The 24,591-nt window shown below is 62.5% G+C and carries 26 protein-coding genes; 19 read left to right on the top strand and 7 right to left on the bottom strand.

Annotated features, from left to right (window positions below; genetic code table 11):
• Positions 1-82: 82 nt before the first annotated feature.
• Complete coding sequence (locus tag NKJ84_RS10465; protein WP_352506386.1) at positions 83-469, bottom strand: SET domain-containing protein; 387 nt, start codon at positions 467-469, stop codon at positions 83-85.
• A gap of 108 nt (positions 470-577) precedes the next feature.
• Entirely contained in the window at positions 578-1,336 is a 759-nt protein-coding gene (locus tag NKJ84_RS10460; protein WP_352506385.1) for an SDR family oxidoreductase, read from the bottom strand.
• Between the two features lie 272 nt (positions 1,337-1,608).
• Here NKJ84_RS10460 and NKJ84_RS10455 point away from each other — a divergent pair, with 272 nt between their 5' ends.
• Genes NKJ84_RS10455 through NKJ84_RS10430 form a run of 6 tightly spaced genes read left to right on the top strand, consistent with a single transcriptional unit; the run spans position 1,609 to position 7,428 of the window.
• Positions 1,609-2,862, top strand: a complete 1,254-nt coding sequence (locus NKJ84_RS10455; protein WP_352506384.1) for a sarcosine oxidase subunit beta — start codon at positions 1,609-1,611, stop codon at positions 2,860-2,862.
• The gene (locus tag NKJ84_RS10450; RefSeq protein ID WP_352506383.1) at positions 2,862-3,284 is read left to right on the top strand and encodes a hypothetical protein; all 423 of its coding nucleotides are present in this window, start codon (positions 2,862-2,864) and stop codon (positions 3,282-3,284) included. The genes NKJ84_RS10455 and NKJ84_RS10450 overlap by 1 nt, the downstream gene beginning before the upstream one ends.
• An 8-nt stretch (positions 3,285-3,292) precedes the next feature.
• Entirely contained in the window at positions 3,293-3,589 is a 297-nt protein-coding gene (locus NKJ84_RS10445; RefSeq protein ID WP_352506382.1) for a sarcosine oxidase subunit delta, read from the top strand.
• Positions 3,586-6,579, top strand: a complete 2,994-nt coding sequence (locus tag NKJ84_RS10440; RefSeq protein WP_352506381.1) for a sarcosine oxidase subunit alpha — start codon at positions 3,586-3,588, stop codon at positions 6,577-6,579. Before NKJ84_RS10445 ends, NKJ84_RS10440 begins: the two co-directional genes overlap by 4 nt.
• Positions 6,572-7,150 (top strand): sarcosine oxidase subunit gamma, encoded by a 579-nt coding sequence (locus NKJ84_RS10435; RefSeq protein WP_352506380.1) that lies wholly within the window; start codon positions 6,572-6,574, stop codon positions 7,148-7,150. Before NKJ84_RS10440 ends, NKJ84_RS10435 begins: the two co-directional genes overlap by 8 nt.
• Positions 7,151-7,203: 53 nt before the next feature.
• On the top strand, positions 7,204-7,428 hold the full coding sequence (locus NKJ84_RS10430; protein ID WP_352506379.1) for a hypothetical protein: 225 nt from the start codon (positions 7,204-7,206) through the stop codon (positions 7,426-7,428).
• Positions 7,429-7,529: 101 nt separating this feature from the next.
• On the opposite strand, the gene NKJ84_RS10425 is transcribed toward NKJ84_RS10430, so the two are convergent.
• Entirely contained in the window at positions 7,530-7,769 is a 240-nt protein-coding gene (locus NKJ84_RS10425; protein WP_352506378.1) for a DUF680 domain-containing protein, read from the bottom strand.
• Positions 7,770-7,946: 177 nt separating this feature from the next.
• Positions 7,947-8,585 (bottom strand): TetR/AcrR family transcriptional regulator, encoded by a 639-nt coding sequence (locus NKJ84_RS10420; RefSeq protein WP_352506377.1) that lies wholly within the window; start codon positions 8,583-8,585, stop codon positions 7,947-7,949.
• Positions 8,586-8,776: 191 nt separating this feature from the next.
• On the opposite strand from NKJ84_RS10420, the gene NKJ84_RS10415 reads away from it, so the two are divergent.
• Positions 8,777-9,484, top strand: a complete 708-nt coding sequence (locus tag NKJ84_RS10415) for a hypothetical protein (RefSeq protein WP_352506376.1) — start codon at positions 8,777-8,779, stop codon at positions 9,482-9,484.
• Positions 9,485-9,505: 21 nt separating this feature from the next.
• Here NKJ84_RS10415 and NKJ84_RS10410 read toward each other — a convergent pair whose 3' ends face one another.
• The 3 genes from NKJ84_RS10410 to NKJ84_RS10400 form a co-directional block, all read right to left on the bottom strand.
• The gene (locus tag NKJ84_RS10410; RefSeq protein ID WP_031211357.1) at positions 9,506-10,000 is read right to left on the bottom strand and encodes a MaoC family dehydratase; all 495 of its coding nucleotides are present in this window, start codon (positions 9,998-10,000) and stop codon (positions 9,506-9,508) included.
• Between the two features lie 39 nt (positions 10,001-10,039).
• Positions 10,040-10,855, bottom strand: a complete 816-nt coding sequence (locus tag NKJ84_RS10405) for an SDR family oxidoreductase (protein WP_352506375.1) — start codon at positions 10,853-10,855, stop codon at positions 10,040-10,042.
• A gap of 520 nt (positions 10,856-11,375) precedes the next feature.
• Positions 11,376-12,203, bottom strand: a complete 828-nt coding sequence (locus NKJ84_RS10400) for a MurR/RpiR family transcriptional regulator (protein WP_254816889.1) — start codon at positions 12,201-12,203, stop codon at positions 11,376-11,378.
• A gap of 145 nt (positions 12,204-12,348) precedes the next feature.
• Between NKJ84_RS10400 and NKJ84_RS10395 the strand changes: the two genes are divergently transcribed.
• The 12 genes from NKJ84_RS10395 to NKJ84_RS10340 all read left to right on the top strand — a co-directional run bounded on the left by NKJ84_RS10395 (position 12,349) and on the right by NKJ84_RS10340 (position 24,479).
• Positions 12,349-13,173 (top strand): N-formylglutamate amidohydrolase, encoded by an 825-nt coding sequence (locus tag NKJ84_RS10395; RefSeq protein ID WP_352506374.1) that lies wholly within the window; start codon positions 12,349-12,351, stop codon positions 13,171-13,173.
• Between the two features lie 21 nt (positions 13,174-13,194).
• Positions 13,195-14,757 carry an amino acid permease gene (locus NKJ84_RS10390; protein ID WP_352506373.1) on the top strand — a complete coding sequence of 521 codons (1,563 nt, stop codon included), beginning with the start codon at positions 13,195-13,197 and terminating at the stop codon, positions 14,755-14,757.
• Positions 14,758-14,857: 100 nt separating this feature from the next.
• Positions 14,858-16,228: a glutamine synthetase family protein gene (locus tag NKJ84_RS10385; protein ID WP_352506372.1), complete on the top strand. Its 1,371-nt coding sequence runs from the start codon at positions 14,858-14,860 to the stop codon at positions 16,226-16,228.
• A gap of 102 nt (positions 16,229-16,330) precedes the next feature.
• Positions 16,331-16,735: a helix-turn-helix domain-containing protein gene (locus NKJ84_RS10380; protein WP_352506371.1), complete on the top strand. Its 405-nt coding sequence runs from the start codon at positions 16,331-16,333 to the stop codon at positions 16,733-16,735.
• Positions 16,719-17,144, top strand: a complete 426-nt coding sequence (locus tag NKJ84_RS10375; RefSeq protein WP_352506370.1) for a type II toxin-antitoxin system VapC family toxin — start codon at positions 16,719-16,721, stop codon at positions 17,142-17,144. The genes NKJ84_RS10380 and NKJ84_RS10375 overlap by 17 nt, the downstream gene beginning before the upstream one ends.
• Entirely contained in the window at positions 17,107-18,543 is a 1,437-nt protein-coding gene (locus NKJ84_RS10370; RefSeq protein ID WP_352506369.1) for an aldehyde dehydrogenase family protein, read from the top strand. Before NKJ84_RS10375 ends, NKJ84_RS10370 begins: the two co-directional genes overlap by 38 nt.
• A 42-nt stretch (positions 18,544-18,585) precedes the next feature.
• On the top strand, positions 18,586-19,071 hold the full coding sequence (locus tag NKJ84_RS10365) for a DUF2569 domain-containing protein (RefSeq protein ID WP_352506368.1): 486 nt from the start codon (positions 18,586-18,588) through the stop codon (positions 19,069-19,071).
• A gap of 38 nt (positions 19,072-19,109) precedes the next feature.
• Positions 19,110-20,282, top strand: a complete 1,173-nt coding sequence (locus NKJ84_RS10360; protein WP_352506367.1) for an iron-containing alcohol dehydrogenase — start codon at positions 19,110-19,112, stop codon at positions 20,280-20,282.
• 242 nt (positions 20,283-20,524) lie between these two features.
• Positions 20,525-21,631, top strand: coding sequence for an ABC transporter substrate-binding protein (locus NKJ84_RS10355; RefSeq protein ID WP_352506366.1), 1,107 nt, complete (start codon positions 20,525-20,527; stop codon positions 21,629-21,631).
• 64 nt (positions 21,632-21,695) lie between these two features.
• Positions 21,696-22,610 carry an ABC transporter permease gene (locus NKJ84_RS10350; protein ID WP_023675356.1) on the top strand — a complete coding sequence of 305 codons (915 nt, stop codon included), beginning with the start codon at positions 21,696-21,698 and terminating at the stop codon, positions 22,608-22,610.
• On the top strand, positions 22,607-23,398 hold the full coding sequence (locus tag NKJ84_RS10345) for an ABC transporter permease (protein ID WP_352478173.1): 792 nt from the start codon (positions 22,607-22,609) through the stop codon (positions 23,396-23,398). The genes NKJ84_RS10350 and NKJ84_RS10345 overlap by 4 nt, the downstream gene beginning before the upstream one ends.
• Positions 23,399-23,414: 16 nt before the next feature.
• Complete coding sequence (locus NKJ84_RS10340) at positions 23,415-24,479, top strand: ABC transporter ATP-binding protein (RefSeq protein WP_254816897.1); 1,065 nt, start codon at positions 23,415-23,417, stop codon at positions 24,477-24,479.
• Positions 24,480-24,591 lie beyond the last annotated feature (112 nt).

The following is a 24,591-nucleotide window of genomic DNA, read 5'->3' as shown; positions in this document are numbered from 1 at the left end:
GAATCAGCACCATATTGAGATTAGTAGCATAGCTGCCGGCACAAAGCAAGAACAAAATTCGCCGTGGGCCAGATAGGCGTCGCTACACCGTGGCCAGGTGGAGCTGCTCGAAACCTTCGAAGAACTCGCCGTAGTCGCAGGTTATCTCCTCGCCGGCGGCGATGTCGCGGGTCGCAGTGGCCCCGCCATATTGCGAAAAGTCGGTGTTCGGCTTGTCGGCGTGGTTCATGAAACGGCCATTGTCGACCTCATAGACCATGAAGCCCGGCCGGTCCGGACTGGGATAGGCATATCTGTCGAGCAATTCCTTGAGGTGCGGCGGCGCCGTCTCGTATCTTTCCACCGGGATCAGCCGGTCGAAGTCCGGATCGAGCCGCCAGATCTGCGCCCCTTTCCGGATCGGCTCGGCGGCGAACACACCGACGCCTTCGATTGCGCTTGCAGCGATATAGGTCCTGATCAGCAGCATGTTTCCAACCCGTTTTCGAGGAGAAGACGGAATCGTCAAATCGCCGGGAAAAGCAAGACCGGTTTTCAGGCATTGCGGCTTGCGGGCCTAGGCCGACCGCGAAACGCTTCACGTGCGGGTGATCGAGACGCCGCCGTCGGCGAACAACGCCGTGCCGGTGGTGAAGCTCGATGCATCGGAAGCCAGATAGAGCGCCGAGCGGGCGATCTCGTCAGGCTCGGCGACGCGCTTCAAGGCATGCAGGTTTTCGACGAAGGCTCGCGATTCAGGTGTCTTGAACGTTGCCGAGGGCGTGTCGGTGCCGCCCGGCAGCAGCGCGTTGACCCGCACGCCCCTAGCGCCATATTCGGCGGCCAGCACCTGCGTCAATCCGATCAGTCCGGCCTTGCTCGCGGCATAGCTGGTCATGCCGGGCATGCCGACCGTGTGGCCGACAAAGGTGGAGGTGAAGATCAGCGATCCGCCGCCGCGGTCGACCATCGCCGGCACCTGATATTTTGCGCCGAGAAAGGCGCTGGTCAGGTTGGTGTCGAGCGTCTCGCGCCAGCCCTCCAGCGACAGCTCCGAAACCGGCCCGGTCTTGCCGACCGAACCGGCATTGTTGAAGGCGATGTCCAGCCCGCCGAATTTCTCGACCGCCAGGTCGACCAGGGCCTTCGCGTAGGCTTCGTCGCGGACATCGCCGGCAAGGGCGATGGCGGTGCCGTCGGCGTCTTCGATTTCGGCAACGAGCGCGTCAAGCTCCGCCTTGCGGCGGGCAGCGACGACCACCTTGGCGCCTTCCTCCGCAAACAGCTTGGCCGTGGCGCGGCCTATGCCGGAACTGGCGCCAGTGACGATGGCGATCTTGTTGGCAAGTGCGAGCATTTTTTTTTGCATCCTTTTTTCGCGCCGGCATTTTGCCGGCAATTGGATGCTTGGTCGCAAATGGGGTTGGTCGGAGCCACCCGATACGTGCAAGGTGCTTCAGATGTGGTTTGATCGCTCCATCACGTCGCATGCCTCTTTTTCATCACGGCGCAAAACGGCAAGCGCCGTCGCAAACAGTGCAAGGCTGGCAGCGCCGTTTCGCTAGTGATACAAGCTCGCGCGCCGGGGTTGGCTGATCTGCCCGGCCGTCATTTGCGAGGCCTGCGACGTTGAAGAAATACTCGGTATTCGCCATCGCCCGCGAGGCCATGCGCGGCCACAAGGGTTGGGAGGAACAGTGGTCCTCGCCGGAGCCGAAGAAGGAGTACGACGTCATCATCGTCGGCGCCGGCGGCCACGGCCTGGCCACCGCCTATTATCTCGCCACCGTGCACGGCATCACCAACGTCGCGGTATTGGAAAAAGGCTGGCTCGGCGGCGGCAATACCGGCCGCAACACCACCATTATCCGCTCGAACTATCTCTACGACGAGAGCGCCGGAATCTACGATCACGCGCTGAAGCTGTGGGACGGGCTCAGCCAGGAGCTCAACTACAACGTCATGTATTCGCCGCGCGGCGTCATGATGCTGGCCCATAACATCCACGACATCCAGGTGCTGCAGCGCCACGTCCATGCCAACCGGCTGAACGGCATCGACAACGAATGGCTGACGCCGGAGCAGGCCAAGGAATTCTGCCCGCCGCTCAACATTTCGCGCAATGCGCGCTATCCGGTGATGGGCGCCTCCCTGCAGCGCCGCGGCGGCACGGCGCGTCACGATGCGGTCGCCTGGGGCTATGCGCGCGGCGCCTCGGCGCGCGGCGTCCACATCATCCAGAATTGCGAGGTCACCGGCGTCAAACGGGCGCCGAACGGCGCGGTCACGGGCGTCGAGACGACGCGCGGCTTCATCGGCGCCAGGAAGATCGGCGTGGTCGCCGCCGGCCACTCCTCGGTGATCATGAACATGGCCGGCGTGCGTATGCCGCTGGAAAGCTATCCGCTGCAGGCGCTGGTGTCGGAGCCGGTCAAGCCGGTGGTGCCCTGCGTAGTCATGTCGAACACGGTGCATGCCTATATCTCGCAGTCCGACAAGGGCGAACTGGTCATCGGCGCCGGCACCGACCAGTATGTCTCCTATTCGCAGACCGGCGGGCTGCACATTTTGCAACATACGCTCGATGCGATCTGCGAGATGTTCCCGATCTTCACCCGTATGAAGATGCTGCGCTCATGGGGCGGCATCGTCGACGTGACGCCGGACCGTTCGCCGATCCTGGCCAAGACGCCAGTGCCCGGCCTCTATGTCAATTGCGGTTGGGGCACGGGCGGTTTCAAGGCGACGCCGGGTTCGGGCCATGTCTTTGCCCATACCATCGCCAGGGACGATCCGCACCCGATCAACGCGCCCTTCACCATCGAGCGCTTCCGCACCGGCCGCCTCATCGACGAGGCGGCGGCGGCAGCGGTGGCGCACTGATGATGACCGAGATGGCCGTCGCCATGCCGCTGATGCTCGCCGGCGAGCAAGGCCTGTTCCATTTTCCGTCGCCGGACGAGGTGCGCACGCAGCCGATCAGCCGCGCCGAAAACGAGACCGAATGGCCGTTTTCCGTCGACGACGGCATTCTGGCCTGCGTCTGGAGCGGCGGACAAAGGGTCGTCTCGTTTCTTGAAGGCCGGCCGGCGGATCTGGACGACGACGAGCCGTTCGAACCGCGCGTCGTCATCGTCACGGTCGATCCGGTCCTGCTGACGATCGGCAACATGGCCAACCGCGACCTCTTCAGCCCTGCGGCAAGCATCGAGGAGCGCATCCGGCTCGTCGCGCCCTTCGTGACCTTGGGCCAGAGGCTTTGCGACCAACCGGCCGGCGCCCGCCTCGGCCACGGCGAATTGTAGGACCAACCATGCTTCTCATCCGCTGCCCCTATTGCGAGGAAGAGCGTCCGGAGCTCGAGTTCCGCAACGCCGGCGAGGCGCATATTGCGCGTTCCCTTAACATCGCCGGCGAGAGCGACGACGATTTCGAAAAGTTCTTCTTCATCCGCTCAAATCCCAAAGGCATCATCTATGAGCGCTGGCGGCACATGCATGGCTGCGCGCGGTTCTTCAACGCCGTGCGCGACACCGTCAGCGACAGGTTCCTGATGACCTACAAGGCCGGCGAGCCGAAGCCCGTAAAGCTGCCGGGAGCCGCAAAATGAGCGCGACATTCCGCATTGCCGGCGCCGGACGGCTCAAACAGGCAAAGATAGCTGGCTTCAGCTTCGATGGCCGTCCCTATACCGGTATCGAGGGCGACACGCTGGCCTCGGCGCTGCTTGCCAATGGCGTCCATCTTGTCGGCCGGTCGTTCAAGTACCACCGGCCGCGCGGCTTTCTGTCGGCCGGCGCCGAAGAGCCGAACGCGCTGGTCGAGATCAAACGCGACGCGGCACGCAAGACGCCGAACGTCCGAGCTACGGTGCAAGAGCTCTATGACGGGCTGACCGCACAGTCACAGAACCGCTGGCCGTCGCTCGCCTTCGACGTCGGCGCCGTCAGCAGTATCGCCTCGCCGATGCTTTCGGCCGGCTTCTACTACAAGACCTTCATGTGGCCGAAGACTGCATGGAAAAACCTCTACGAACCCAAGATTAGGGCCGCCGCCGGCCTTGGCGTCGCTCCCGACCAGCCGGACCCCGACCATTATTCGGCGCGCTTCGCCCACTGCGAGGTGCTGGTGCTGGGCGGCGGTGCCGCGGGTATCGCCGCGGCATTGGCCGCGGCTGAAACCGGGGCGCGTGTCATCCTTGCCGACGAGCAGGCGGAATTCGGCGGCAGCCTTCATTTCGAGAGCGGCGCCAGGATCGATGGCCAGGATGGTTTTGCCTGGGCGCAGTCCGCCGTCGCCAAGTTGAAGTCGATGGACAATATGCGCGTGCTGCCGCGCACCACGGCGTTCGGCTATTACGCGCAGAATTTCGTCGGGCTGGTCGAGCGCGTCAGCGACCATCTGCAGAACCCCGGACGCGACCTGCCGCGCGAGCGGCTGTGGCAGGTTCGTGCCAAACGCGTGGTGCTGGCGACCGGCGCCATCGAGCGGCACATGGTGTTTGCCGAAAACGACCGCCCCGGCATCATGCTGGCGTCGGCGGCGCGCACCTATCTCAACCATTACGGCGTCGCCGTCGGCAGGAATGTCGGCGTCTATACGGCGAACGATTCCGCCTACGCGGCGGCGATCGATCTGAAGAAGGCCGGCATCAACGTGGCGGCGATCGTCGATCTGCGCGACAACCCGACCGGGCCGGTGATCGACGAGGCGAGGGCGCTCGGCATCGAGGTCAATTTCGGTCGCGCGGTGATCCGCGCCGGCGGCAAATTGCGGGTGTCGTCGATGACCGTGCAGCCGAAGAACGGCGGCGGCGAGCGCACCATTCCGGTCGACGCGATCCTGATGTCGGCGGGCTGGACGCCATCGGTGCATCTGTTCTCGCAATCACGCGGCAAGGTCGCCTTCAACGACGAGACCAAGCGCTTTGTGCCCGGAATTTATGCGCAGGACTGCGTCTCGGTCGGCGCCTGCAACGGCACCGACGGGCTGTCGGCGACCATCGACGAAGCTTACGCCGCCGGCGCCAAGGCGGCCAAAGATGTCGGCGGCAAGCCCGCCAAGAGCGCCAAGCCGAAGGTCGATGCCGGCGAAAGCTGGTCGCGCGGCATGCTGGGTGCAGCACCCGGTGCCGGCGCGGACACGACGGTGAAGGCGTTCGTCGACTTCCAGAACGACGTCACCGCCAAGGACATCCGCCAGGCAGTGCATGAGGGCATGCGCTCGATCGAGCACGTCAAGCGCTTCACTACCAATGGCATGGCGACCGACCAGGGCAAGACCTCCAACATGCACGGCCTGGCGATTGCCGCCGAGACGTTGGGCAAGCCGATCCCGCAGGTCGGGCTGACGACGTTCCGGGCGCCCTACACGCCGGTGACATTCGGCTCGATCGTCGGGCACGCACGGGGTCCCCTGTTCGACCCGACCCGCAAGACGGCGATCCATCCCTGGGCCGAGCGCCAGGGCGCTGTATTCGAGGATGTCGGTCAGTGGAAGCGCGCCTGGTATTTCCCGAAGCCGGGCGAGGACATACATGCCGCCGTCGACCGCGAATGCGTCACGGTGCGCAAGACAGCCGGCCTGTTCGACGCCTCGACGCTGGGCAAGATCGAGGTGGTCGGGCCGGATGCGGCCAAATTCATGGAACTGCTCTACACCAATCCATGGGAAAAGCTCGAGCCCGGCCGCTGCCGTTACGGCATCATGCTGCGCGAGGACGGCTTCATCTATGACGACGGTGTCGTCGGCAGGCTTGCACCCGACCGTTTCCACGTGACGACGACGACCGGCGGCGCGCCGCGGGTCATGAACCATATGGAAGACTATCTCCAGACCGAGTTCCCGCATCTCAATGTCTGGCTGACCTCGATTACCGAGCAATGGGCGGTAATTGCCGTGCAGGGACCGAAGTCTCGCGACATCATTGCGCCGCTGGTCGAGGGCATCGACATGTCGGATGAGGCGCTGCCGCATATGTCGGTGCGCGAAGGCCGGATTTGCGGCGTGCCGACCAGGCTGTTTCGCATGTCGTTCAGCGGTGAGCGCGGCTTCGAGGTCAACGTGCCGGCCGACTACGGCGAAGCGGTCTGGGAAGCGTTGTGGGCCGAGGGCCAGAAGCATGGCGCCTGTGCCTATGGCACAGAGTCTATGCATGTGCTGCGCGCCGAAAAGGGCTACATCATCGTCGGCCAGGATACCGACGGCACGGTGACGCCGAACGACGCCGGGCTCGACTGGGCGGTCGGCAAGAAGAAGACCGACTTCGTCGGCATTCGCGGCATGGCGCGGCCGGATCTGGTCGCCAAGGGCCGCAAGCAGCTTGTCGGCCTGAAGACCAGGGATCCCAAGGTGGTGCTGGAGGAGGGCGCACAGATCGTCGCGAACCCGAAGCAGGCAATCCCGATGAAGATGATTGGCCATGTCACGTCGAGCTATTGGTCGCAAAATTGCGGCCGCTCGATCGCGCTGGGGCTGGTCGCCGGCGGCCGCGATCGCACGGGCGAGACGCTCTATGTGCCGATGCCGAACGGGGTGATCGAGGTGGAGGTCACCGGCATGGTGTTCTTCGACGAGAAGGGGGAGCGCCTCAATGGCTAAGGCCGCCGTGAAAACCGGCGCCGCCGGACCCTCAGTCGAACGCCGTCCGGCTCTCGCCGGCCAGTCGCTTTCCGCCGCCGGCGTTACACTTGCCGTGCTGCCGCCGGCCGAGCGCATATCGCTGCGCGCGCCGGAAGCCTCGATTGCGGCACTTTCGAAAGCGCTCGGTGTCGTCCTGCCGCAAAGGCCGAAGACCTCGGCGGTAAAGGCCGGACGCACGGCCTTGTGGCTCGGGCCGGACGAATGGCTGGTCATCGACGAGAACGGAAAAGATCCGCTCGCCGACTGCGCCAGCATTTCCGTACTGCATTCGGCGGTCGGCATCTCGCACCGCAACGTCGCCATATCGGTTATCGGTCCGGCTGCCGCGGCGACGATCAATGCCGGCTGCCCGCAGGATCTGTCGCTCGACGCCTTTCCGGTCGGGGCGGCGTCGCGTAGCATTCTCGGCAAGGTCGAAATTGTGCTGTTGCGCACGGCGGCCGACGCGTTCCGCGTCGAATGCTGGCGTTCCTTTTCCGATTATGTCTTTACTTTTCTGTCCGAGGCAGCGCGCGACGCGGCAGCATAGGCATGTTCGCCGCGCCTGACCGTTCTGCGACAGCGAGCCGAGGGAGAATGCAAATGCCGCCGAACTCCGCGCCGAAGTCGCCGGTCAAGACGCCGGCCGTGCGCTCTTTTGAAGACGAGCAGCGCACTGGGACGGATATCGAAGAGGAACTCGAGGAAGGCCTCGAGGATACATTCCCGGCCAGCGATCCGGTGTCGATCACCGGAACGGCCATTCCCGGCGCACCGGCAAGACCCGGCAAGCGTAAAAACGTGGCGGGACAGAAGCGTAAGAAGTGATCTGCACGCCGCGATAAAGCAGGGCTGAAGCAGACAAGATCGGCGGCCGGAAATTCCTGCCGCCCTTTCGGTTCCTCACCGCGTATTGTCGCCCGACCGGCTCAGAAGCTGCTTGGCACGATCCACGGGTCGATGCCGATGCCGAGCCTCGGGCCCTTGCTGCCGGCCTTGTGGGCCGCGGCGTCCGCCTTTTCAAGCGATCCGGTCGGCGCGCAATCGAGCTTAGCACCGGTCTTGGTGTCGATGCAGGCCGCTTCTTGCTTGGCTGGCTGACTGCTGCCGGCAAATGCGGCGCCAGAGAGCGCCAGCAGGGCGGCGAGCGTGAGGACTGCCTTCTTCATCGTCGGTCTCCGGTTCAGCTATTGAATTTCTCGTACGTGTACGGAACTGCGTACAGATACGCCCTTGACTCCCGGTGTTCAAGCAAAATCGTACGCGTACGGAGAATTGCCGAACGCTCGGCGCCGCAGCGCAGAACGTTTGGAGAAGATCCTGCAGATCGGGAGGAGCGCCGCTCTTCAGCAGTTGACCGGCGTGAGCGGCGCAATCTCGTGCGCGGCGATGGCTTCGAGCATGATGTCGCCGATCCGTGTGATGAACGTCGTCTGGTCGCCGAACGGGTAGAACGGGAAGGTGATCAGCAGCGAGATGGCGCCGTGGCCGACCGCCCACAGCATGGTGGCGATGGCGCGTGGATCGCCTCTGAGCCTGCCGGCGGCAACGCAGGCTTCGACCCTCGCGATCAGCACTTTCATCGCCGGGTTGCCGCTCTCCATTTCGGCGAAGGTCTTTCCGGCTGGCGGCCTGACTTTTTCGGTCATGAAGACGGTGCGGTATTCGTTGGGATTTTCCAGCCCAAAGGCGGCGTATTCGACAAGCACCGCCTTGAGCGCCTCGATCGGGTCGTCGGCCGTATGGTTTGCGATGCGCCTGGCCAAGGTCTCGAAGGCATCCTCGGCCAGCGCGAACAGGATGTCCTGCTTGTCGGCGAAATAGGAATAGACCGACATCGGCGCATAGCCAACGCGCTTGGCGAGCTTGCGGATGGTGAGGCCGCCATAGCCTTCTTCCTGGACAAGCTTGTGCGCGGCGTCGACAAGTTCGGAACGCAGTTCGGCCTTTTGTTTTTCGCGGCGCTCCTGGACGCTTAGCTGCAACTTTCTACTGCCTTATGACCGATGGCTGGATGCAGCATATATACGCTGTACGGCGTCGGGCAAGGGTGGCACCAAGCAGAAGGTTGACTGTCGCAATACCCATGTAACCCGGCAATAAAGACGGCAACATCGGACTGTTACAGACAAAGACTAATTCGCGGCTCTGCAAGAATTTCGTTTCGAGAGGCGTTATGACCGGAACTGAGCTTTCGTCCGGCGTGCCGGACGTGGACCCGCTTTCCCATCGCGCCAGGATGGCGCTCAGGCGCGTCGTCATGGTCGCATGGCTGGCGATCGCGCTCGGCTTTGCCATGGAAGCTCTCATTCTGACCGTCAGATTTGCGGCAGGTGCCTACCCCGCGACGACGCAGGTTCTGATCGAACTGGCGCAAGGCGTGACCTGGTCGTTCTTCGTCTGCGCCGGCGTCAGCCTCGGCACGGCACTCACCAAGGTGCGAGCCTCGCTCGGCGGCTTGATCAGCGCGATTTCAGCGCCACTGGCGATGGGCATCGCCAAAGGGACGCAAAAGGTCATGGTCAGCGCGCTGGACGCGGCGGCAAAGCCGGCCATCCTGTCGCTCACGACCCTGGGTGTACTGCGGGCGATCGAATACAGGCTGCTCGGCTGGATACTGGCGTCGCTGGCATCGAAGGAAGAACCGCGTCCGCTCCATTTCGCGCTGGCAGGCGTCCTGATAGGCGCGGTATTCGGCGGCAGCACCACAGTGCTGACCATCGACACGGCCGCGGCAAATGACGCTGCTCTCGCACTGCCGCAGGCGATCGCAACCGGCCTCAACGAGATCGTGTTCCCAATCGGCTGCTCACTGGTCGTCTACATTGCGCTGCAGGTCAGCCGCCATATGAAGTATGTCGCGGCCGAAGCCAAACAGATTTAGGTTCCCCGGCTTGGATGCCAGTCAAACCGCTTCCGGTTGGCGTTCGATCAGCGTCAGCGTCAGCCAGCGCGCGGTCAGCGCCGGTTTTTTCGAGCCCTCGATCTCGATCGTCACGTCGTGCGCCGTCTGCACCCACCCCGACGGCCTGACCTTGACGTCGGCCAGCACGAAACGGGTGCGGATGCGCGAGCCGGTCTTCACCGGCGCCAGGAAGCGCAGCGAATCGAAGCCGTGATTGACGCCCATCTTGCTGTTTTCCAGCGGCGGCATGGTTTCGAAGGTCATCGCCGACAACAGCGAAAGCGACAGGAAGCCATGCGCGATGGTGCCGCCGAACGGCGTTTCGCGGCTGGCGCGTTCCGGATCGCAATGGATGAACTGATGGTCGTCGGTGGCATCGGCGAACTGGTCGATCATGCGCTGGGTGACGACCCGCCATGGCGACACGCCGACTTCCTTGCCGACGTTGGCCAGAAGCACATCGAGACTGATCGGTTCCACGCTGATGTCCTCCATCTTCACCCCCGGCATTTCACTCGCCGGATGGCGTGCGTCTCATTCCTTGAACAATGTCAGCCCGTGTTGCACCGACTGCCCGCCATCGATCGGCAGGATGGCGCCGGTGACATAGCTGCCGGCCCTGCTGCACAAATAGAGCGTTGCGCCGGCAATGTCATCCGGTGCGCCGATGCGGCCGATCGGAACATGATTGCCGACATGTCTTGCCTGGTCTTCGGTGCCGGTAGCGAAGGCCGTCATCCGGCTCCGGAAAGGGCCAGGCGCAAAGGCGTTGACCGTGATGCGGCGGGCGGCGAATTCGATCGCCAGGATGCGCGTCAGGTGGTGAACCGCGGCCTTCGAGGCCGAGTAGGAGTAGGCATCTTCGGCCAAAGGCTGCGTGCCCATCACCGATCCGAGGTTGATCACCCGGGCCGGGTCGGCATCGCTGGCGGCGGCCTCGAGCAGTGGCAGCAACTCGCGCGTCAGGTGGAAGACCGCGGTCACATTGACGCCGAACACCTTGGCCCAGGCATGGTAGGGAAAGCTTTCCAGCGGCGCCCCCCAGGAGATGCCGGCATTGTTGACCAGGATATGCAGCCGCTCGGTCCGCGCCCTGACCTCGGCCACAAGCGCCGCAATGCCGGCCTCGCTGGAGACGTCGCCGGCAAAACCTTCCGCCCTGCCGGGCGCGCCAAGGCCGTTCAACTCGCCGGCTACCCCGACGCAATCCTCGCCCTTGCGCGAGGCGATCATCACGGTGGCGCCGGCCTTGACCAGAGCGGTCGCCGCCATGCGCCCGATGCCGGTCGCGGCGCCGGTGACCAGCGCCGTCTTGCCGGCGACTGAGAACAGCTCGTCCAGATAGCTCATCGATTTCCTCCGCGCAGTTCACCGCTGTTTGACTGATGGTTCAAGGAGCGGCTTCGCCTCGACAAGGCTAGCCGAACTACGATTATCCTTGCCACGGCTAAAGTATCCGGATTGGGGCAATGGCACGGTTTGCGGCTGAAATGGTTAAGCCCGAACGGCAAGGTGGTCATTCGGCCGTGACATGGGTCGGATGAATGATGCAGCCGTCCCTCTAAGCGAGCACCTTGGCCCCAGCGGTTCATTTCGCGCGTGAAGCAAGTCGTCATTACTCCTCCGCCAAGCCGCAGGCGGGTCTTGATGACGTGGGACGGTGGCCGAGCGATAGGGCAGGACTGACATTCGTTCGTGGACTGGAGCTATGCTTTCCCGGGGGAGCTGTGGGTAAGAAACAACGCATCGTCCTGCTGGCAGCTGTTTTGGCGTCTGCCTTTGGCGTTTTGTTGCTGATCCTGATCCTGCAGATGGTCAGTTTTTTGGTTGACTAGGCACGGCCAGGAGCGTGCTTTTCCAAAAGCCTGCGCTACCGCAGGCTTTCCAGCTCGCGGATGCGTTTGGCGCCGTCGGCCTCGAGCTGCCTTGTAACGGCGCCGATCAGCGCTTCGGCAACGACGAAAAGGGCGGCGGATGAGTCCCAGGCCGAAGGCACGGCGGTGCGCCCGGCGATGACATGGCGGGCAAAGCGAGCGATCGGCGACAGCCACTGGTCGGTAAACAGCACGATCTGCACGCCGCGCTGGTTGGCGGTCTCGGCAAAGCGGACGAGGCTGTCCTGATAGCGCCTGATGTCGAAGATCACCAGCACGTCTCGCTTGCCCATGTCGATCAGCCGGTCGCGCCAGACGCTTTCCTGGCCGGCCAGATGGAAGACGTTGGGTTTGATGATAGCAAGGTGGGCCGCCATATAGCGCGCCAGCGGATCGGTGAAGCGGCCGCCGATCAGGAATGTCTTGCCGCGCCGGTCGGCAAGCTTGGCGACGATGTCGGCAAGCTGCTTGTCCGAGAGATGCCGGAATGTCTCGCGCATATTGTCGAGCGTCGCCTCCAGCATCGGCGAGACGGCGCTGGCGCCCTGCGATGGCGGATTGAGCGTGCGCGAGGCCGGCGACTGCAATTGCGCCGCCAGCTCGTCTTGCAGCGTCGACTGGAATTCCGGATAGTTCTGGAAGCCGAGCCGGGCGACGAAACGCAGGATCGTCGGCGACGACACGCCGGCGGCAGCCGAGAATTCGGCGACCGTCTTCAGCCCGATCAGCGGATAGCTGGCGATCAGTGTTTGTGCAGCGCGCCGCTCGCCGGCCGGCATGGCGCCGATGCGGTCGGAGATCAGTTCGGCAATGCTGGAAACCATGTTTTTCCCCACCCTGGCCGTGCCGTTACCGCATTATCGAAATCGCGTTTGACAAAGCCGGCCAAACTGTATGAAATCATCCGCAGGGACGCAATGAGGCAAAATACGTAACATACGATACAGCGCTCCCCGGGGACAGCAGACAATGGAGACAGCACGGCCCGCCAGCCTTGCATCGCCTGAAACCGTAAGGGTGACGAACCCCGGCGGATCGAGCCCCTTCGTGCTGACCTGCGACCACGCCTCCAATTTCCTGCCACCGGAATTCGGAACGCTCGGCCTTGCCGCCGAGGATCTTTCCCGCCACATCGCCTGGGATCCCGGCGCCTTGCCGGTGGCGCGCCGCATGGCCGAGGCACTCGATGCGACGCTGGTCGAGACCTGCATCTCGCGGCTCGTCATCGACTGCAACCGGCCGCTCGACGCGCCGGACCTGATAGTGACGGTCAGCGCCAGCGAAAAAACCGTGGTCCCGGCCAACCAGGGACTTTCGGCCGACCAGCGGGAGGCGCGCATCGCGCTGGCGTGGCGACCGTTTCACGAGCGGATCGCGACGATCATCGACGAACGCCAGGCGGCCGGGCGGGACACCAGGCTGGTCTCGATCCATTCCTTCACGCCGCTCTATAAAGGCAAAAGCCGGCCGTGGCACATCGGCATCATCCATGATGAGGATCGCCGGCTGGCGGCGCCGCTGATCGCGGCGCTGCAGCGGCTTGCCGGCGTCACCGTCGGCGTCAATGAACCCTATTCGCCGGCCGACCGGGTCTATTTCACGCTGGAACGCCATGCGCGCTCGCGCGGGCTGCTTTGCGCGATGATCGAAATCCGCAACGACGAGATCGCCGGCGCAGCCGGGCAGCGGAAATGGGCGGATCTGCTCGCGAGTATTTTTCTCAATCTGGAGCCCGAGGCGGCCAAGGCCTCCAGACCAAGCGCAGTCGGAAAGTCAGTTCAATCGGCCAGCTAAGAAACCAGAAGGGGACTAAAAATGGTAGCACCGGGTTACAGCGAAGTTGACAAGAAGGAGGACCTGAAAGTTCTCCACGGAATGGGCTATGCTCAGGAACTGTCGCGAAGCATGAGCCGCTTCTCGAATTTCGCGATCTCGTTCTCGATCATCTGCATCCTCTCAGGCGGCATCAATTCCTTCGCGCAAGCGACGTCGTCCATCGGTGGCGCCGGCGCTGGCATCGGCTGGATCGTCGGGTGCATGGTTTCGGGATTTTTCGCGCTCGCCATGGCCCAGATCGCCTCTGCATTTCCGACCGCCGGCGGCCTCTATCACTGGGCATCCATCCTAGGGAACCGGTTCACTGGCTGGCTCACCGCATGGCTCAACCTGCTCGGCCTGATCACCGTGCTCGGCGCCATCAACATCGGTACTGCTTTCTTCTTCGTCGGCACTTTCGGCGGAGCCTTCGGCATGACTGGCACGCCTGGTGAGATCGTCGGGTTTGTCGCCTTCATCACCGTGTTGCAGGCGCTGCTCAATCATTTCGGCATCAAATTGACGGCTATGTTGACGGACGCCTCCGGCTTCCTGATCCTGGCAACGACAGCCGTGCTGATCGTCGCCTGCCTGATGTTTGCTCCAGCGATCGACATCACGCGGCTGTGGACGTTCACGAACTATTCGGGCGACGCGGGCGGCGGTGTTTTCCCGCAGTCCGATTCCATGACGTATCTCTTCCTGCTCTGCCTGCTGCTGCCGGTTTACACCATCACTGGCTATGACGCGTCGGCGCATACTTCGGAAGAAACGTTGAGGGCGGCGCACTCGGTTCCGCGGGCAATCGTTTCGTCCGTAGTCTGGTCGTCGCTGATCGGCTGGGTGATGCTGTGCGCGATCGTACTGGCGATTCCGGATCTGGCGGCCGGCGCCAAGCAGGGCTGGAGCGTGTTCTTCGCCACGATGGACGCGATCTTGCCGGCGTGGCTGAAGACACTGCTCTATCTGGGCATCCTGATCGCGCAGTTCCTCTGCGGTCTGGCAACGGTCACCTCTGCCTCGCGCATGCTTTTCGCCTTCTCGCGTGACGGCGGCATGCCGGTCGGCTCGGCCTCGCTAGCCAAGGTCAGCCCGACCTGGCGCACGCCGGTCAATGCGATTTGGACGGCTGCTGTGCTCGAGATCATCTATGTCTTTCTTGCCCAGTTCATCTCGGTCGGCGGCACGAACATCTATACCATCGTCGTCAATTCGACATTGGTGTTCCTGTTTCTGTCCTTCATCATTCCGATCGTGCTCGGCATGATGGCTTTCGGAACGGAAAAATGGCCGAACCCCGGCCCATGGAACCTCGGCGCCGACCTGTTCAAGCTGTTTTGCATCCTGTCGGTCATCGGCATGGCGATCATCTTCTACATCGCCATCCAGCCGCCGAACGACAAAGTGCTCTATATCACCCTGGGCTTCATTGTGCTGACCGCGGTGCTTTGGTTCGGTTTCGAGAACCGCCGCTTCCAGGGTCCGCCCATCGGCGACCAGATCGCAAAGCGTCAGGCGGCGATCAAGGCAGCCGAAATAGCTGTCGGCGAAGCCGGCGCCTGACCCCCTCTCATGACCATGGCCGGCATTCGCGCCGGCCGTGGTTTTCGTTTCCTTTTCAAAGTGACAAGCCCGAAACGACAAGCGCTGGAGTGCCAAAGGAATGGCCGGAAATTTCTCGTTCGATCAGTTGAAGCAAGCGGTCTCCAGCGGCGAGGTCGACACGGTGCTGGCCTGCATCGTCGATATGCAGGGGCGGCTCGCGGGAAAGCGGTTCCTGGCCCGTTATTTCGTCGATTCCGCGCATGACGAGACGCATGGCTGCAACTATCTCTTGGCGGCAGACATCGATATGGAACCGGTGCCCGGCTACAAGGCGGCGAGCTGGTCGAAGGGTTATGGCGATTTCGTCATGAAGCCGGACCTTGCGACGCTGCGGCGCGTTCCGTGGCTGGAAAAGACGGCGCTGGTGATCTGCGACGTGCTCGACCACCATACCCATGACGACCTCGCGCATTCGCCGCGCGCCATGCTGAAGAAGCAGGTCAAGCGGCTGCAGGATCGCGGCTATATCGGCTATTTCGCTTCCGAGCTCGAATTCTATCTGTTCAGCGAAACCTACGATTCCGCCCGCAAGAAGCACTGGCAGGGCCTCGAGACGGCATCGCCCTATATCGGCGACTACCAGATCGGCATCACCACCAAGGAAGAAGGCGTCATGCGCCGGCTGCGCAACGAGATGGAGGCGGCCGGCATCCCGATCGAGAATTCGAAGGGCGAGTGGGGGCCAGGCCAGGAAGAGATCAATGTCCGCTACGCCGAGGCGCTCGACATGGCCGACCGCCACGTCATCCTGAAGAACGGCGCCAAGGAAATCGCCGAGTCCGAAGGCAAGGCGATCTCGTTCATGGCCAAGTACAATTACGGGCTCGCCGGCAATTCCAGCCACATCCATAATTCGTTGTGGAGCGCCGACGGCAAGACGCCGTTGTTCTGCGACAAAAATGCCGAGTGGACGCTGTCGACGCTCGGCCAGCAATGGGCGGCCGGCCAGCTCAAATATGCCAAGGAATTCACCTGGTTCCTGGCGCCCTACATCAACTCCTACAAGCGCTTCCAGGCCGGCACGTTCGCGCCGACCAAGATCACGTGGAGCGAAGACAACCGCACTGCCGGCTTCCGTCTTTGCGGCGAAGGCTCCAAGGGCATCCGCATGGAATGCCGCATCGGCGGCGCCGATTTGAACCCCTATCTGGCTTTCGCCGCGCTGATCGCGGCCGGGCTTGCCGGCATCGATGAAAAGCTTGAACTGCAGAAGCCCTTCGTCGGTGATGCCTACCAGGCCTCGCAGCTGCCTGAAATTCCAAAGACATTGCGCGACGCCACCGCGACGCTGGCGGAATCGAAAATGCTGAGGCAGGCGCTCGGCGACGATGTGCTGGAACATTACGTCCACACGGCACACTGGGAACAGTTGGAGTACGACCGCCGGATTACGGACTGGGAACTGCACAGGGGGTTCGAGCGGTATTGACGGCGTTGCGCTTTACGCAATATTGTTGCGGGTATCGCACCAGCAACACGCAGGAGGCAGCGTTTGCCCAAAGGTAGAGCCCATGTCGACAAGGCGTGGTTTATGAGTCGAATGAACGAGCGCAAGCTCACGGTACGCAGCATGGCCGGCCGCATGAACATACACTACAGCGCCTTGTCGCGGACACTGAACGGTGAGCGGCGTATGCAGGTCGACGAGATACGCAAGATCGCTGAAATTCTCGACCGGCAGGAGAGCGAGATATTGGTGCACCTCGGAAGGTCCAATCATGCGGCGAGGCCGTCGGAGCCTGATCGCCGGTCTGGTTTCAAGGAGGGGCAAGTGGATTTCGTGGACGACATGAACGGCAACAAGGAAGAGTACATCGTGCCGCCTCGGGGTGCCGATCCGTTGTTTGGATGCATGGCCGGGACGCTCACCCTGCTTCCGGACGTCGACTATACCGCGCCCGCCGATCCGGATTGGGGCAATGTCTATGACGAGTGAGGGGGTTCTGCTCGACACATGCTTCATGCTGTGGCTGTCAACGGAGCAGCCGGTCACGAGGGCTGCGGTCGAGAAGGTGACCAGCGCACGCAAAAATGGCAGCGTGATCGCCGTTTCCGTGATGTCCGCCTGGGAAATCGGCATGCTTGTAGCCAAGGGCCGGTTGCCATTCATCAAGTCACCGCTCGCATGGTTCGAACGGTTCGTGCAGACCGGGGCAGCGAGCGTCGAGGGGATCGACAGTGAGCTTTTGGTCGAGTCTTCGTTCCTGCCCGGCGTCGTTCACAACGATCCAACGGATCGGATCATCATAGCCACGGCGCGCTCGAAAAACCTCGAGATCATCACCCGCGATCGCGCAATCCTTGCCTATGGCGCGGCCGGCTTCGTCAAAACAGTGCCTTGTTGATTTGGAGACCTCTTTGGAAACCGTGAAGATAAAATCCCCCGTCGACGGTTCGATCTATGCCGAACGGCCTCTTGCCACCGACCAGGCGATCGGTGCCGCGGTCGAACGTGCCAAGGCGGCGCAGGAGAAGTGGGCTGAGACGCCGGTCGTCGAGCGCGGCAAGTACATGCTTGCCATGCTGGAAGCGCTGGTCGCCATGACCGACGAGATCGTGCCGGAGATCGCCTGGCAGATGGGCCGGCCGGTGCGCTATGGCGGCGAGTTCGGCGGCGTCAGGGAACGCGTCAGCTACATGGTCGAGATCGCCGAGGCGGCCTTGAAGCCGGTCATGGCCTCCAACCCGAAGGACGGCTTTCGGCGCTATGTGAAGAAGATGCCGCTCGGCGTCGTCATGGTGATCGCGCCGTGGAACTATCCCTATCTCACCGCCGTCAACACCATCGTCCCGGCGCTGATGGCGGGCAGCGCCGTCATCCTCAAGCATGCGGCACAGACATTGTTGGTCGGCGAACGGTTTCAGCAGGCGTTTGATAAGGCCGGCCTGCCCAAGGGCCTGTTCCAGAACCTCGTCCTGAACCACGCGCAGACTGAAAGGCTGCTCGGCTCCGGCAAGATCGACCATGTCAACTTCACCGGCTCGGTCGCCGGCGGCCGCGCCATCGAAAAGGCGGCGGCGGGCACCTTCATGACGCTCGGCCTCGAACTCGGCGGCAAGGATCCGGCCTATGTGCTGCCGGACGCAAAGATGGACCATGCCGTTGCCAATCTGGTCGACGGCGCCTTCTACAATTCCGGCCAGTGCTGCTGCGGCATCGAGCGCGTCTATGTCCACGAGAAGGTCTACGATGAATTCGTCGAGGGCTTCATCGCCGAGACTGGGAATTACGTCGTCGGCAATCCGCTCGACCAGGCGACCACCATGGGGCCGATGGCGCAGGCGCGCTTCGCCGACCTGATCCGCGAGCAGAAGGCCGAGGCGTTGCGCAAGGGCGCCAGGGCACACATCAATATGAAGGTGGCCAACGACAGGCAAGGTTCCCCCTATCTGACGCCGGAAGTGCTGACCCAGGTCGACCACCAGATGAGCGTTATGCGCGAGGAAAGCTTTGGCCCGATCGTCGGCATCATGAAGGTGCGCAACGACGAGGAAGCGATCGCGCTGATGAACGACAGCCCCTATGGGCTGACGGCCTCGATCTGGACGCGCGACATTGAGCATGCGGCGGCGATCGGCGATCGTGTCGAGACCGGCACGGTGTTCATGAACCGCTGCGACTATCTCGATCCGGCGCTGGTCTGGACCGGCGTCAAGGATACCGGCAAGGGCGCGGCATTGTCGGCCATCGGCTACGACAATCTGACCAGGCCGAAATCATACCATTTGCGCGAGGTGATCTAAGGTGCCGATCGACAAGCATGCGATCGCTGTTGAGGGGGAGTAGTGGCGGATACACAAAAATCGGCTTTGCCAGATGGTGAGGGTCCCGAGGGTATCGGCGGATGGCTTGTCCTGCCGATGCTCGGGTTGATGCTCACGCCGATACTGGGGTTGGTACAACTGCACAATACGGACTATCTCGGCTTCGACTGGCAGGCCTTCAGTTTTTCTCAAGGTGCGCTGCTCGTTGCCGAACTGGTGACAGCAGGCGTTCTAAGCCTTACAGCCCCGGTCCTGTTATTGTTCTTCATGTTCAAGCGCTGGGAGATATTCCCGGGCTGGTACATGATTTGGGCAGTCGCGATGCCGGTATATGCCATCCTCGACCCATGGGCCGCGCATCTGGTTTTTCGCGAGAGCTTTCCAACCTTGGCTGATGCGTTCGACAGAGAAACGATGCGCGGAATTTACCGCTCCGTCTGGGCCGCAGCCATCTGGATTCCGTACATGATGCGGTCAGACCGTGTGGCCAATACCTTTGTGAACTAATGACATCCGAGAGCACGAAAGCAGTCAAGAAGGTCGAAATGACAAAACTCGTTTCCAAATGGAATTACCCGACGACCGTCCGCTTCGGCGCCGGACGCATCAAGGAGCTGCCGGAGGTGCTGGCGGCGACCGGCATCAAGCGGCCGCTGTTCGTTACCGACCCGGGACTGGCCAAACTGCCGGTGGTGGCTTCGACGCTGAAAATACTGGACGATGCCAAGGTGCCGTATGGCGTGTTTTCCGAGGTCAAGCCGAACCCGGTCGATTCCAACCTGACCGCCGGCATTGCCGTGTTCAAGGGGGGCAAGCATGACGGCGTCATCGCCTTTGGCGGCGGCTCGGCGCTCGACCTCGGCAAGCTGATCGCCTTCCAGGCCGGGCAGACACGCCCGGTCTGGGATTTCGAGGATGTCGGCGACTGGTGGACGCGCGCCGATGCCGATGCGATCGCGCCGATCATCGCGGTGCCGACCACCGCCGGCACCGGCTCGGAGGTCGGTCGCGCCGGCGTCATCACCAATGAAGCGACCCATACCAAGAAGGTCATCTTCCATCCAAAGCTTTTGCCGGCGATCGTCATTGCCGATCCGGAACTGTCGGTCGGCATGCCGGGCTTCATCACCGCCGGCAGCGGCATGGATGCGCTGGCCCATTGCCTCGAAGCCTATTGCGCGCCGGGCTATCACCCGATGGCCGACGGCATCGCCGTGGAAGGCATAAGGCTGGTCTTCGAAAACCTGCCGAAAGCCTATGCCAACGGCAAGGATCTGGTCGCCCGCGCCAACATGATGAGCGCCGCCGCCATGGGAGCGGCCGCCTTCCAGAAAGGGCTTGGCGCCATCCATTCGCTGTCGCATCCCATCGGCGCGCTCTACGACACCCACCACGGCATGACCAACGCCGTGTTCATGCCCTATGTGCTGGCCTTCAACCGCGAGGCGATCGAGCCGCGCATAGCCCGGCTCGCCGCCTATTGCGGCATCAAGGGCGGCTTCGACGGTTTTGCCAAGGCGATCATCAAGCTGCGCAAGGAGCTCAAGGTGCCGCATGCGCTGCCCAGCCTGATCAAGGGGCTCGACATGGACAAGAGACGCAAGGGCCTGATCGCCGACATGGCGGTGGTCGATCCGACCGCCGGCGGCAACCCGGTCAAGCTGACCAAAAAGGCGGCGCTGACGCTGCTCGAAAACGCCATCGCCGGCACCGTCTGAGACAATTTTCGCATCGGAAATCGACTTGGGAAAAGAGGCAAAGGAAAGGGGGAAAGATGAAAGGCAAGATCGAAACTAGTTAGCCGGAAAAAGAATCGCGAAGCGATTGCTACAGCCGGTTAAAAAGAGTTTACTTTTTCATACTGCGGGGCATCGCTTTCACAAAGCTTTCATCTGGCTGTCACACGAAAACGATACCGCATCGCAGGCGTCCAACGGCGTCAGTTCAACGGAGAGAACACATGTTCAAATTCACGGGAAAACTGCTTTCCCTTTCGGCCGTCGCCCTGATGGCGACCTCTGCCATCTCGTCGGCCCAGTCCATGGATGAACTGGTCGCCGCAGCCAAGGCTGAAGGCCAGCTCACCACCATCGCGCTGCCGCATGACTGGTGCGGCTACGGCGCGGTCATCGACGGCTTCAAGGCAAAATATCCTGGGATCACCGTCAACGAGCTCAACCCCGATGCCGGCTCCGGCGACGAGGTCGAGGCGATCAAGGCCAACAAGGACAACAAGGGCCCGCAGGCGCCCGACGTTATCGACGTCGGCCTGAGCTTCGGTCCGACCGCAAAGAAGGATGGCCTGATCCAGGCTTATAAAGTATCAACCTGGGACTCGATCCCGGACAGCGCCAAAGATGCCGATGGCTTCTGGACCGGCGACTATTACGGCGTGCTTTCGTTCCTGGTGAACAAGGACCTGGTCAAGGAAGCGCCGGCAGACTGGGCCGACCTGCTGAAGCCGGAATTCGCCAATACCGTGGCGCTCGCCGGTGACCCGCGCGCTTCGAACCAGGCCATCCAGGCCGTCTATGCCGCCGGCCTTTCCGGCGGTGCGGCTGCCGGCGAAGCCGCCGGCACGGCTGGTCTCGACTTCTTCAAGAAGCTCAACGCCGCCGGCAATTTCGTGCCGGTCATCGGCAAGCCCGCGACGCTTGCCCAAGGCCAGACGCCAATCCTGGTGACCTGGGATTATAACGCGCTTGCCGGCCGCGATACGCTGAAGGGCAATCCGCCGGTCGACGTCGTCGTGCCGAAGACCGGTGTCGTCGCCGGCGTCTATGTTCAGGCGATCAGCGCCTACGCGCCGCATCCCAATGCTGCCAAGCTATGGCTGGAATATCTCTATTCCGACGAAGGCCAGATCGGCTGGCTGAAGGGCTATTGTCACCCGATCCGCTTCAACGACCTCGCCAAGAATGGCAAGCTCCCGGCTGACGTGATGGCCAAGCTGCCGCCGGCCGAGTCCTATGCAGCCGCGGTGTTCCCGACGCTCGACGAGCAGGGCAAGGCCAAGGAAGCCATCACCAAGAACTGGGATGCCGTCGTCGGCGCCAACGTCAAGTAAGACTTGAGATCAGCCGGGCGGCTTAGATCGCCGCCCGGCATACCTCCAGGACGGTAGCCGGCGCATGACCGATATCTCGTTGTCCGATCACGCTGTTGCCGGGAAGACCGCGCCTCCTGCCGACGCCCGCAGTATGAGGCTGCCGACACAATGGCTTGGCGTTGCGCCTTTCTTCATCTTCGCCATCATGTTCCTGATCCTGCCCACGCTCTATCTGATGCTGGGCGCATTCCGGAACGATGCCGGCGAATTCACTTTCGAAAACATAGCGGCCTTGGCGCAGCCGTCGATCGTTGCCGCCTACTGGATCTCAATCAAGGTCAGCCTCGCCTCGTCGCTGATCGGTGCTTTCGCGGGGCTTGCCATTGCCATCGCCATCGTGCGCGGCGGACTGCCGGAATGGATACGCTCGGCGACACTGACCTTCTCCGGCGTGGCCTCCAATTTTGCCGGCGTGCCGCTGGCCTTCGCCTTTCTCGCGACGCTCGGCCGGCTCGGGCTCGCCACGGTGCTGCTCAACGTCTTGGTCGGCTTCAACATTTATGCCCATGGTTTCAACATTCTGTCGTTCTGGGGCCTGACACTGACCTATGTCTATTTCCAGATCCCGCTGATGGTGGTGATCATCGTGCCAGCGATCGACGGGCTGAAGAAGGAATGGGGCGAAGCGGCAGCAACGCTTGGCGCGACCCAGGCGCAGTTCTGGCGTATGGTCGTCATTCCGGTGATCTGGCCAAGCTTCCTCGGCACCGTCATCCTCTTGTTCGCCAACGCCTTCGGTGCCATCGCCACCGCTTACGCTCTGACCGGCTCCTCGCTTAACATCGTCCCTATCCTGCTCTACGCGCAGATCCGCGGTGACGTGCTGCACAATGCCCATCTCGGCTATGCCATTGCCTTCGGTATGATCGTCATCACCGGGCTTGCCAATGTCTTCTACATCTGGTTCCGGACGCGCTCGGAAAGGTGGCTTAAATGAAGAGCGGACGTTTCTGGGCCTGGGTCGTCTTCGCGCTGGGCGCTGCCTACTTCTTCATTCCGCTTATCGCGACGGTGGAATTTTCCATGCGCATGCGGCGCGGCGCCTATTCCTTCGATGCGTACAAAGTCGTGTTTGGCGACCCCCGTTTCCAGGCGACCTTCGGCTATTCCGTACTCGCTGCTGTTTTCACCATCATTCTCGGCGTGCTGATCGTGGTGCCTACCGCTTATTGGATCCGCCTGCGGATGCCGCAGCTCAGGCCCGTCGTCGAGTTCATCACGCTGCTGCCGCTGGTCATTCCCGCCATCGTCATCGTCTTCGGCTACATTAGAATGTACGGGTCGAACTCACCGCTGCCGTTCCTGGGCAGCGAGACAGGAGCCAATGCCTTGCTGGTCATCGGTTATGCGACACTAGCACTGCCCTACATGTATCGCGCCGTCGACACCGGACTTCGCACGATCGACGTGCGGACACTGACCGAGGCGGCGCAGATTCTCGGCGCCGGCTGGGGCACGATCATCACCCGGGTCATCCTGCCCAATGTGCTGATCGCGGTGCTGTCGGGCGCCTTCCTGACCTTCGCCATCGTGATAGGCGAATTCACCATGGCTAGCCTGCTCAACCGGCCTGCCTTCGGACCCTATCTGCAGAACGTCGGCGCTAACCGAGCCTACGAGCCGGCGGCGCTTGCCATCATCGCCTTCGCCATCACCTGGGGCTGCATGTCGCTGATCCAGATCCTGTCGCGTTTCGCGCCGCGATCGGCGAACCGTCCGAACTGACCCGAAGGAAAAAGCCATGACCGAGCCCTTCCTCTCAATCCAGCATGTGCGAAAATCCTTCGGCCCCATCACCGTTGTGCAGGATTTCAACCTCGACGTCGAGCCGGGCGAATTCGTCTCTTTCCTTGGGCCATCGGGCTGCGGCAAGACGACGGTGCTGCGCATGGTCGCTGGTTTCGAAGAGCCGTCCGCCGGCAAGATCGTCGTGGCCGGCAAGGACATCACCCGGCTGAAGCCCAATCAGCGCAATGTCGGCATGGTGTTCCAGGCCTATGCGCTGTTTCCGAACCTCACCGTGGCGCAGAATATCGGCTTCGGGCTGAAGGTCGCCGGCATGCCAAAGGCCGATGCCGACAGGCGCATTGCCGAAATGCTCGACATCATCAAGCTGCCGCAGATGGGCGACCGCTATCCCTACCAGCTTTCCGGCGGCCAGCAGCAGCGCATCGCGCTGGCGCGGGCAATTGCGCCGAAGCCGAAGCTGTTGCTGCTCGATGAGCCGCTATCGGCGCTTGACGCGAAGGTGCGCGTGTCGCTGCGCGAGGAAATCCGCTCGATCCAGAAGAAGCTCGGCATCACCACCATCTTCGTCACCCACGACCAGGAAGAGGCGCTGTCGATCTCCGACCGCATTGCCGTCATGTATGGCGGCAAGGCCGAGCAAGTAGGCACGCCGTTCGAGATCTACAACCGGCCGGCAACCAAATTCGTTGCCAATTTCGTCGGCACGCTGAACGTGCTTGAAGGCACGGTCACAGACGCGGCTTCGGGCAAGGTGCGCGTCAATTCGCAAGAGGTTTCGCTCAAGGGCAAGCTCAACGGCTCGAAATCCGGCGACACGCTGTCGTTGGCACTGCGTCCGGAAGCGATTTCGCTGGGGCGCCACCCCGGCCGCGACTCCAGCCTTTCGGGCGAAATCGCCGAAGTGCATTTCCTCGGCTCGGTCATCCGGGTGCGCGTCGGCATCGGCGGCGCCACGGTCTCGCTCGACACGTTCAACAGCCCGGCCACGCCGCCGCCGGCCGTCGGCGAAAAGGCCGAAATTTCGTTCTCGTCGGGCGACATGCTGGTGCTGCATTAGGGGAAGAGGGAATAGTGAATAGTGAGAATGCGCTTTACGCGCCAAATTCCTCTACACGCAGCCATTCACCATTCACGAGCAGCCAAAGCCGTTGCCGTTTTTGCAGTGCCAA

The organism is Mesorhizobium sp. M0048, from assembly GCF_040323405.1.
In the GTDB taxonomy this organism is placed as follows: Bacteria; Pseudomonadota; Alphaproteobacteria; order Rhizobiales; family Rhizobiaceae; genus Mesorhizobium.
This window is presented reverse-complemented; position numbering and strand designations above follow the sequence as displayed.

What these genes read in the sequence shown, in the direction of transcription:
- NKJ84_RS10465 (WP_352506386.1), bottom strand. Translation starts at nt 469, where the DNA reads ATGCTGCTGATCAGGACCTATATCGCTGCAAGCGCAATCGAAGGCGTC.
- NKJ84_RS10460 (WP_352506385.1), bottom strand. Translation starts at nt 1,336, where the DNA reads ATGCTCGCACTTGCCAACAAGATCGCCATCGTCACTGGCGCCAGTTCC.
- NKJ84_RS10450 (WP_352506383.1), top strand. Translation starts at nt 2,862, where the DNA reads ATGATGACCGAGATGGCCGTCGCCATGCCGCTGATGCTCGCCGGCGAG.
- NKJ84_RS10445 (WP_352506382.1), top strand. Translation starts at nt 3,293, where the DNA reads ATGCTTCTCATCCGCTGCCCCTATTGCGAGGAAGAGCGTCCGGAGCTC.
- NKJ84_RS10440 (WP_352506381.1), top strand. Translation starts at nt 3,586, where the DNA reads ATGAGCGCGACATTCCGCATTGCCGGCGCCGGACGGCTCAAACAGGCA.
- NKJ84_RS10435 (WP_352506380.1), top strand. Translation starts at nt 6,572, where the DNA reads ATGGCTAAGGCCGCCGTGAAAACCGGCGCCGCCGGACCCTCAGTCGAA.
- NKJ84_RS10430 (WP_352506379.1), top strand. Translation starts at nt 7,204, where the DNA reads ATGCCGCCGAACTCCGCGCCGAAGTCGCCGGTCAAGACGCCGGCCGTG.
- NKJ84_RS10425 (WP_352506378.1), bottom strand. Translation starts at nt 7,769, where the DNA reads ATGAAGAAGGCAGTCCTCACGCTCGCCGCCCTGCTGGCGCTCTCTGGC.
- NKJ84_RS10415 (WP_352506376.1), top strand. Translation starts at nt 8,777, where the DNA reads ATGACCGGAACTGAGCTTTCGTCCGGCGTGCCGGACGTGGACCCGCTT.
- NKJ84_RS10410 (WP_031211357.1), bottom strand. Translation starts at nt 10,000, where the DNA reads ATGGAGGACATCAGCGTGGAACCGATCAGTCTCGATGTGCTTCTGGCC.
- NKJ84_RS10405 (WP_352506375.1), bottom strand. Translation starts at nt 10,855, where the DNA reads ATGAGCTATCTGGACGAGCTGTTCTCAGTCGCCGGCAAGACGGCGCTG.
- NKJ84_RS10400 (WP_254816889.1), bottom strand. Translation starts at nt 12,203, where the DNA reads ATGGTTTCCAGCATTGCCGAACTGATCTCCGACCGCATCGGCGCCATG.
- NKJ84_RS10395 (WP_352506374.1), top strand. Translation starts at nt 12,349, where the DNA reads ATGGAGACAGCACGGCCCGCCAGCCTTGCATCGCCTGAAACCGTAAGG.
- NKJ84_RS10390 (WP_352506373.1), top strand. Translation starts at nt 13,195, where the DNA reads ATGGTAGCACCGGGTTACAGCGAAGTTGACAAGAAGGAGGACCTGAAA.
- NKJ84_RS10385 (WP_352506372.1), top strand. Translation starts at nt 14,858, where the DNA reads ATGGCCGGAAATTTCTCGTTCGATCAGTTGAAGCAAGCGGTCTCCAGC.
- NKJ84_RS10380 (WP_352506371.1), top strand. Translation starts at nt 16,331, where the DNA reads ATGAGTCGAATGAACGAGCGCAAGCTCACGGTACGCAGCATGGCCGGC.
- NKJ84_RS10375 (WP_352506370.1), top strand. Translation starts at nt 16,719, where the DNA reads ATGTCTATGACGAGTGAGGGGGTTCTGCTCGACACATGCTTCATGCTG.
- NKJ84_RS10370 (WP_352506369.1), top strand. Translation starts at nt 17,107, where the DNA reads ATGGCGCGGCCGGCTTCGTCAAAACAGTGCCTTGTTGATTTGGAGACC.
- NKJ84_RS10360 (WP_352506367.1), top strand. Translation starts at nt 19,110, where the DNA reads ATGACAAAACTCGTTTCCAAATGGAATTACCCGACGACCGTCCGCTTC.
- NKJ84_RS10355 (WP_352506366.1), top strand. Translation starts at nt 20,525, where the DNA reads ATGTTCAAATTCACGGGAAAACTGCTTTCCCTTTCGGCCGTCGCCCTG.
- NKJ84_RS10350 (WP_023675356.1), top strand. Translation starts at nt 21,696, where the DNA reads ATGACCGATATCTCGTTGTCCGATCACGCTGTTGCCGGGAAGACCGCG.
- NKJ84_RS10345 (WP_352478173.1), top strand. Translation starts at nt 22,607, where the DNA reads ATGAAGAGCGGACGTTTCTGGGCCTGGGTCGTCTTCGCGCTGGGCGCT.
- NKJ84_RS10340 (WP_254816897.1), top strand. Translation starts at nt 23,415, where the DNA reads ATGACCGAGCCCTTCCTCTCAATCCAGCATGTGCGAAAATCCTTCGGC.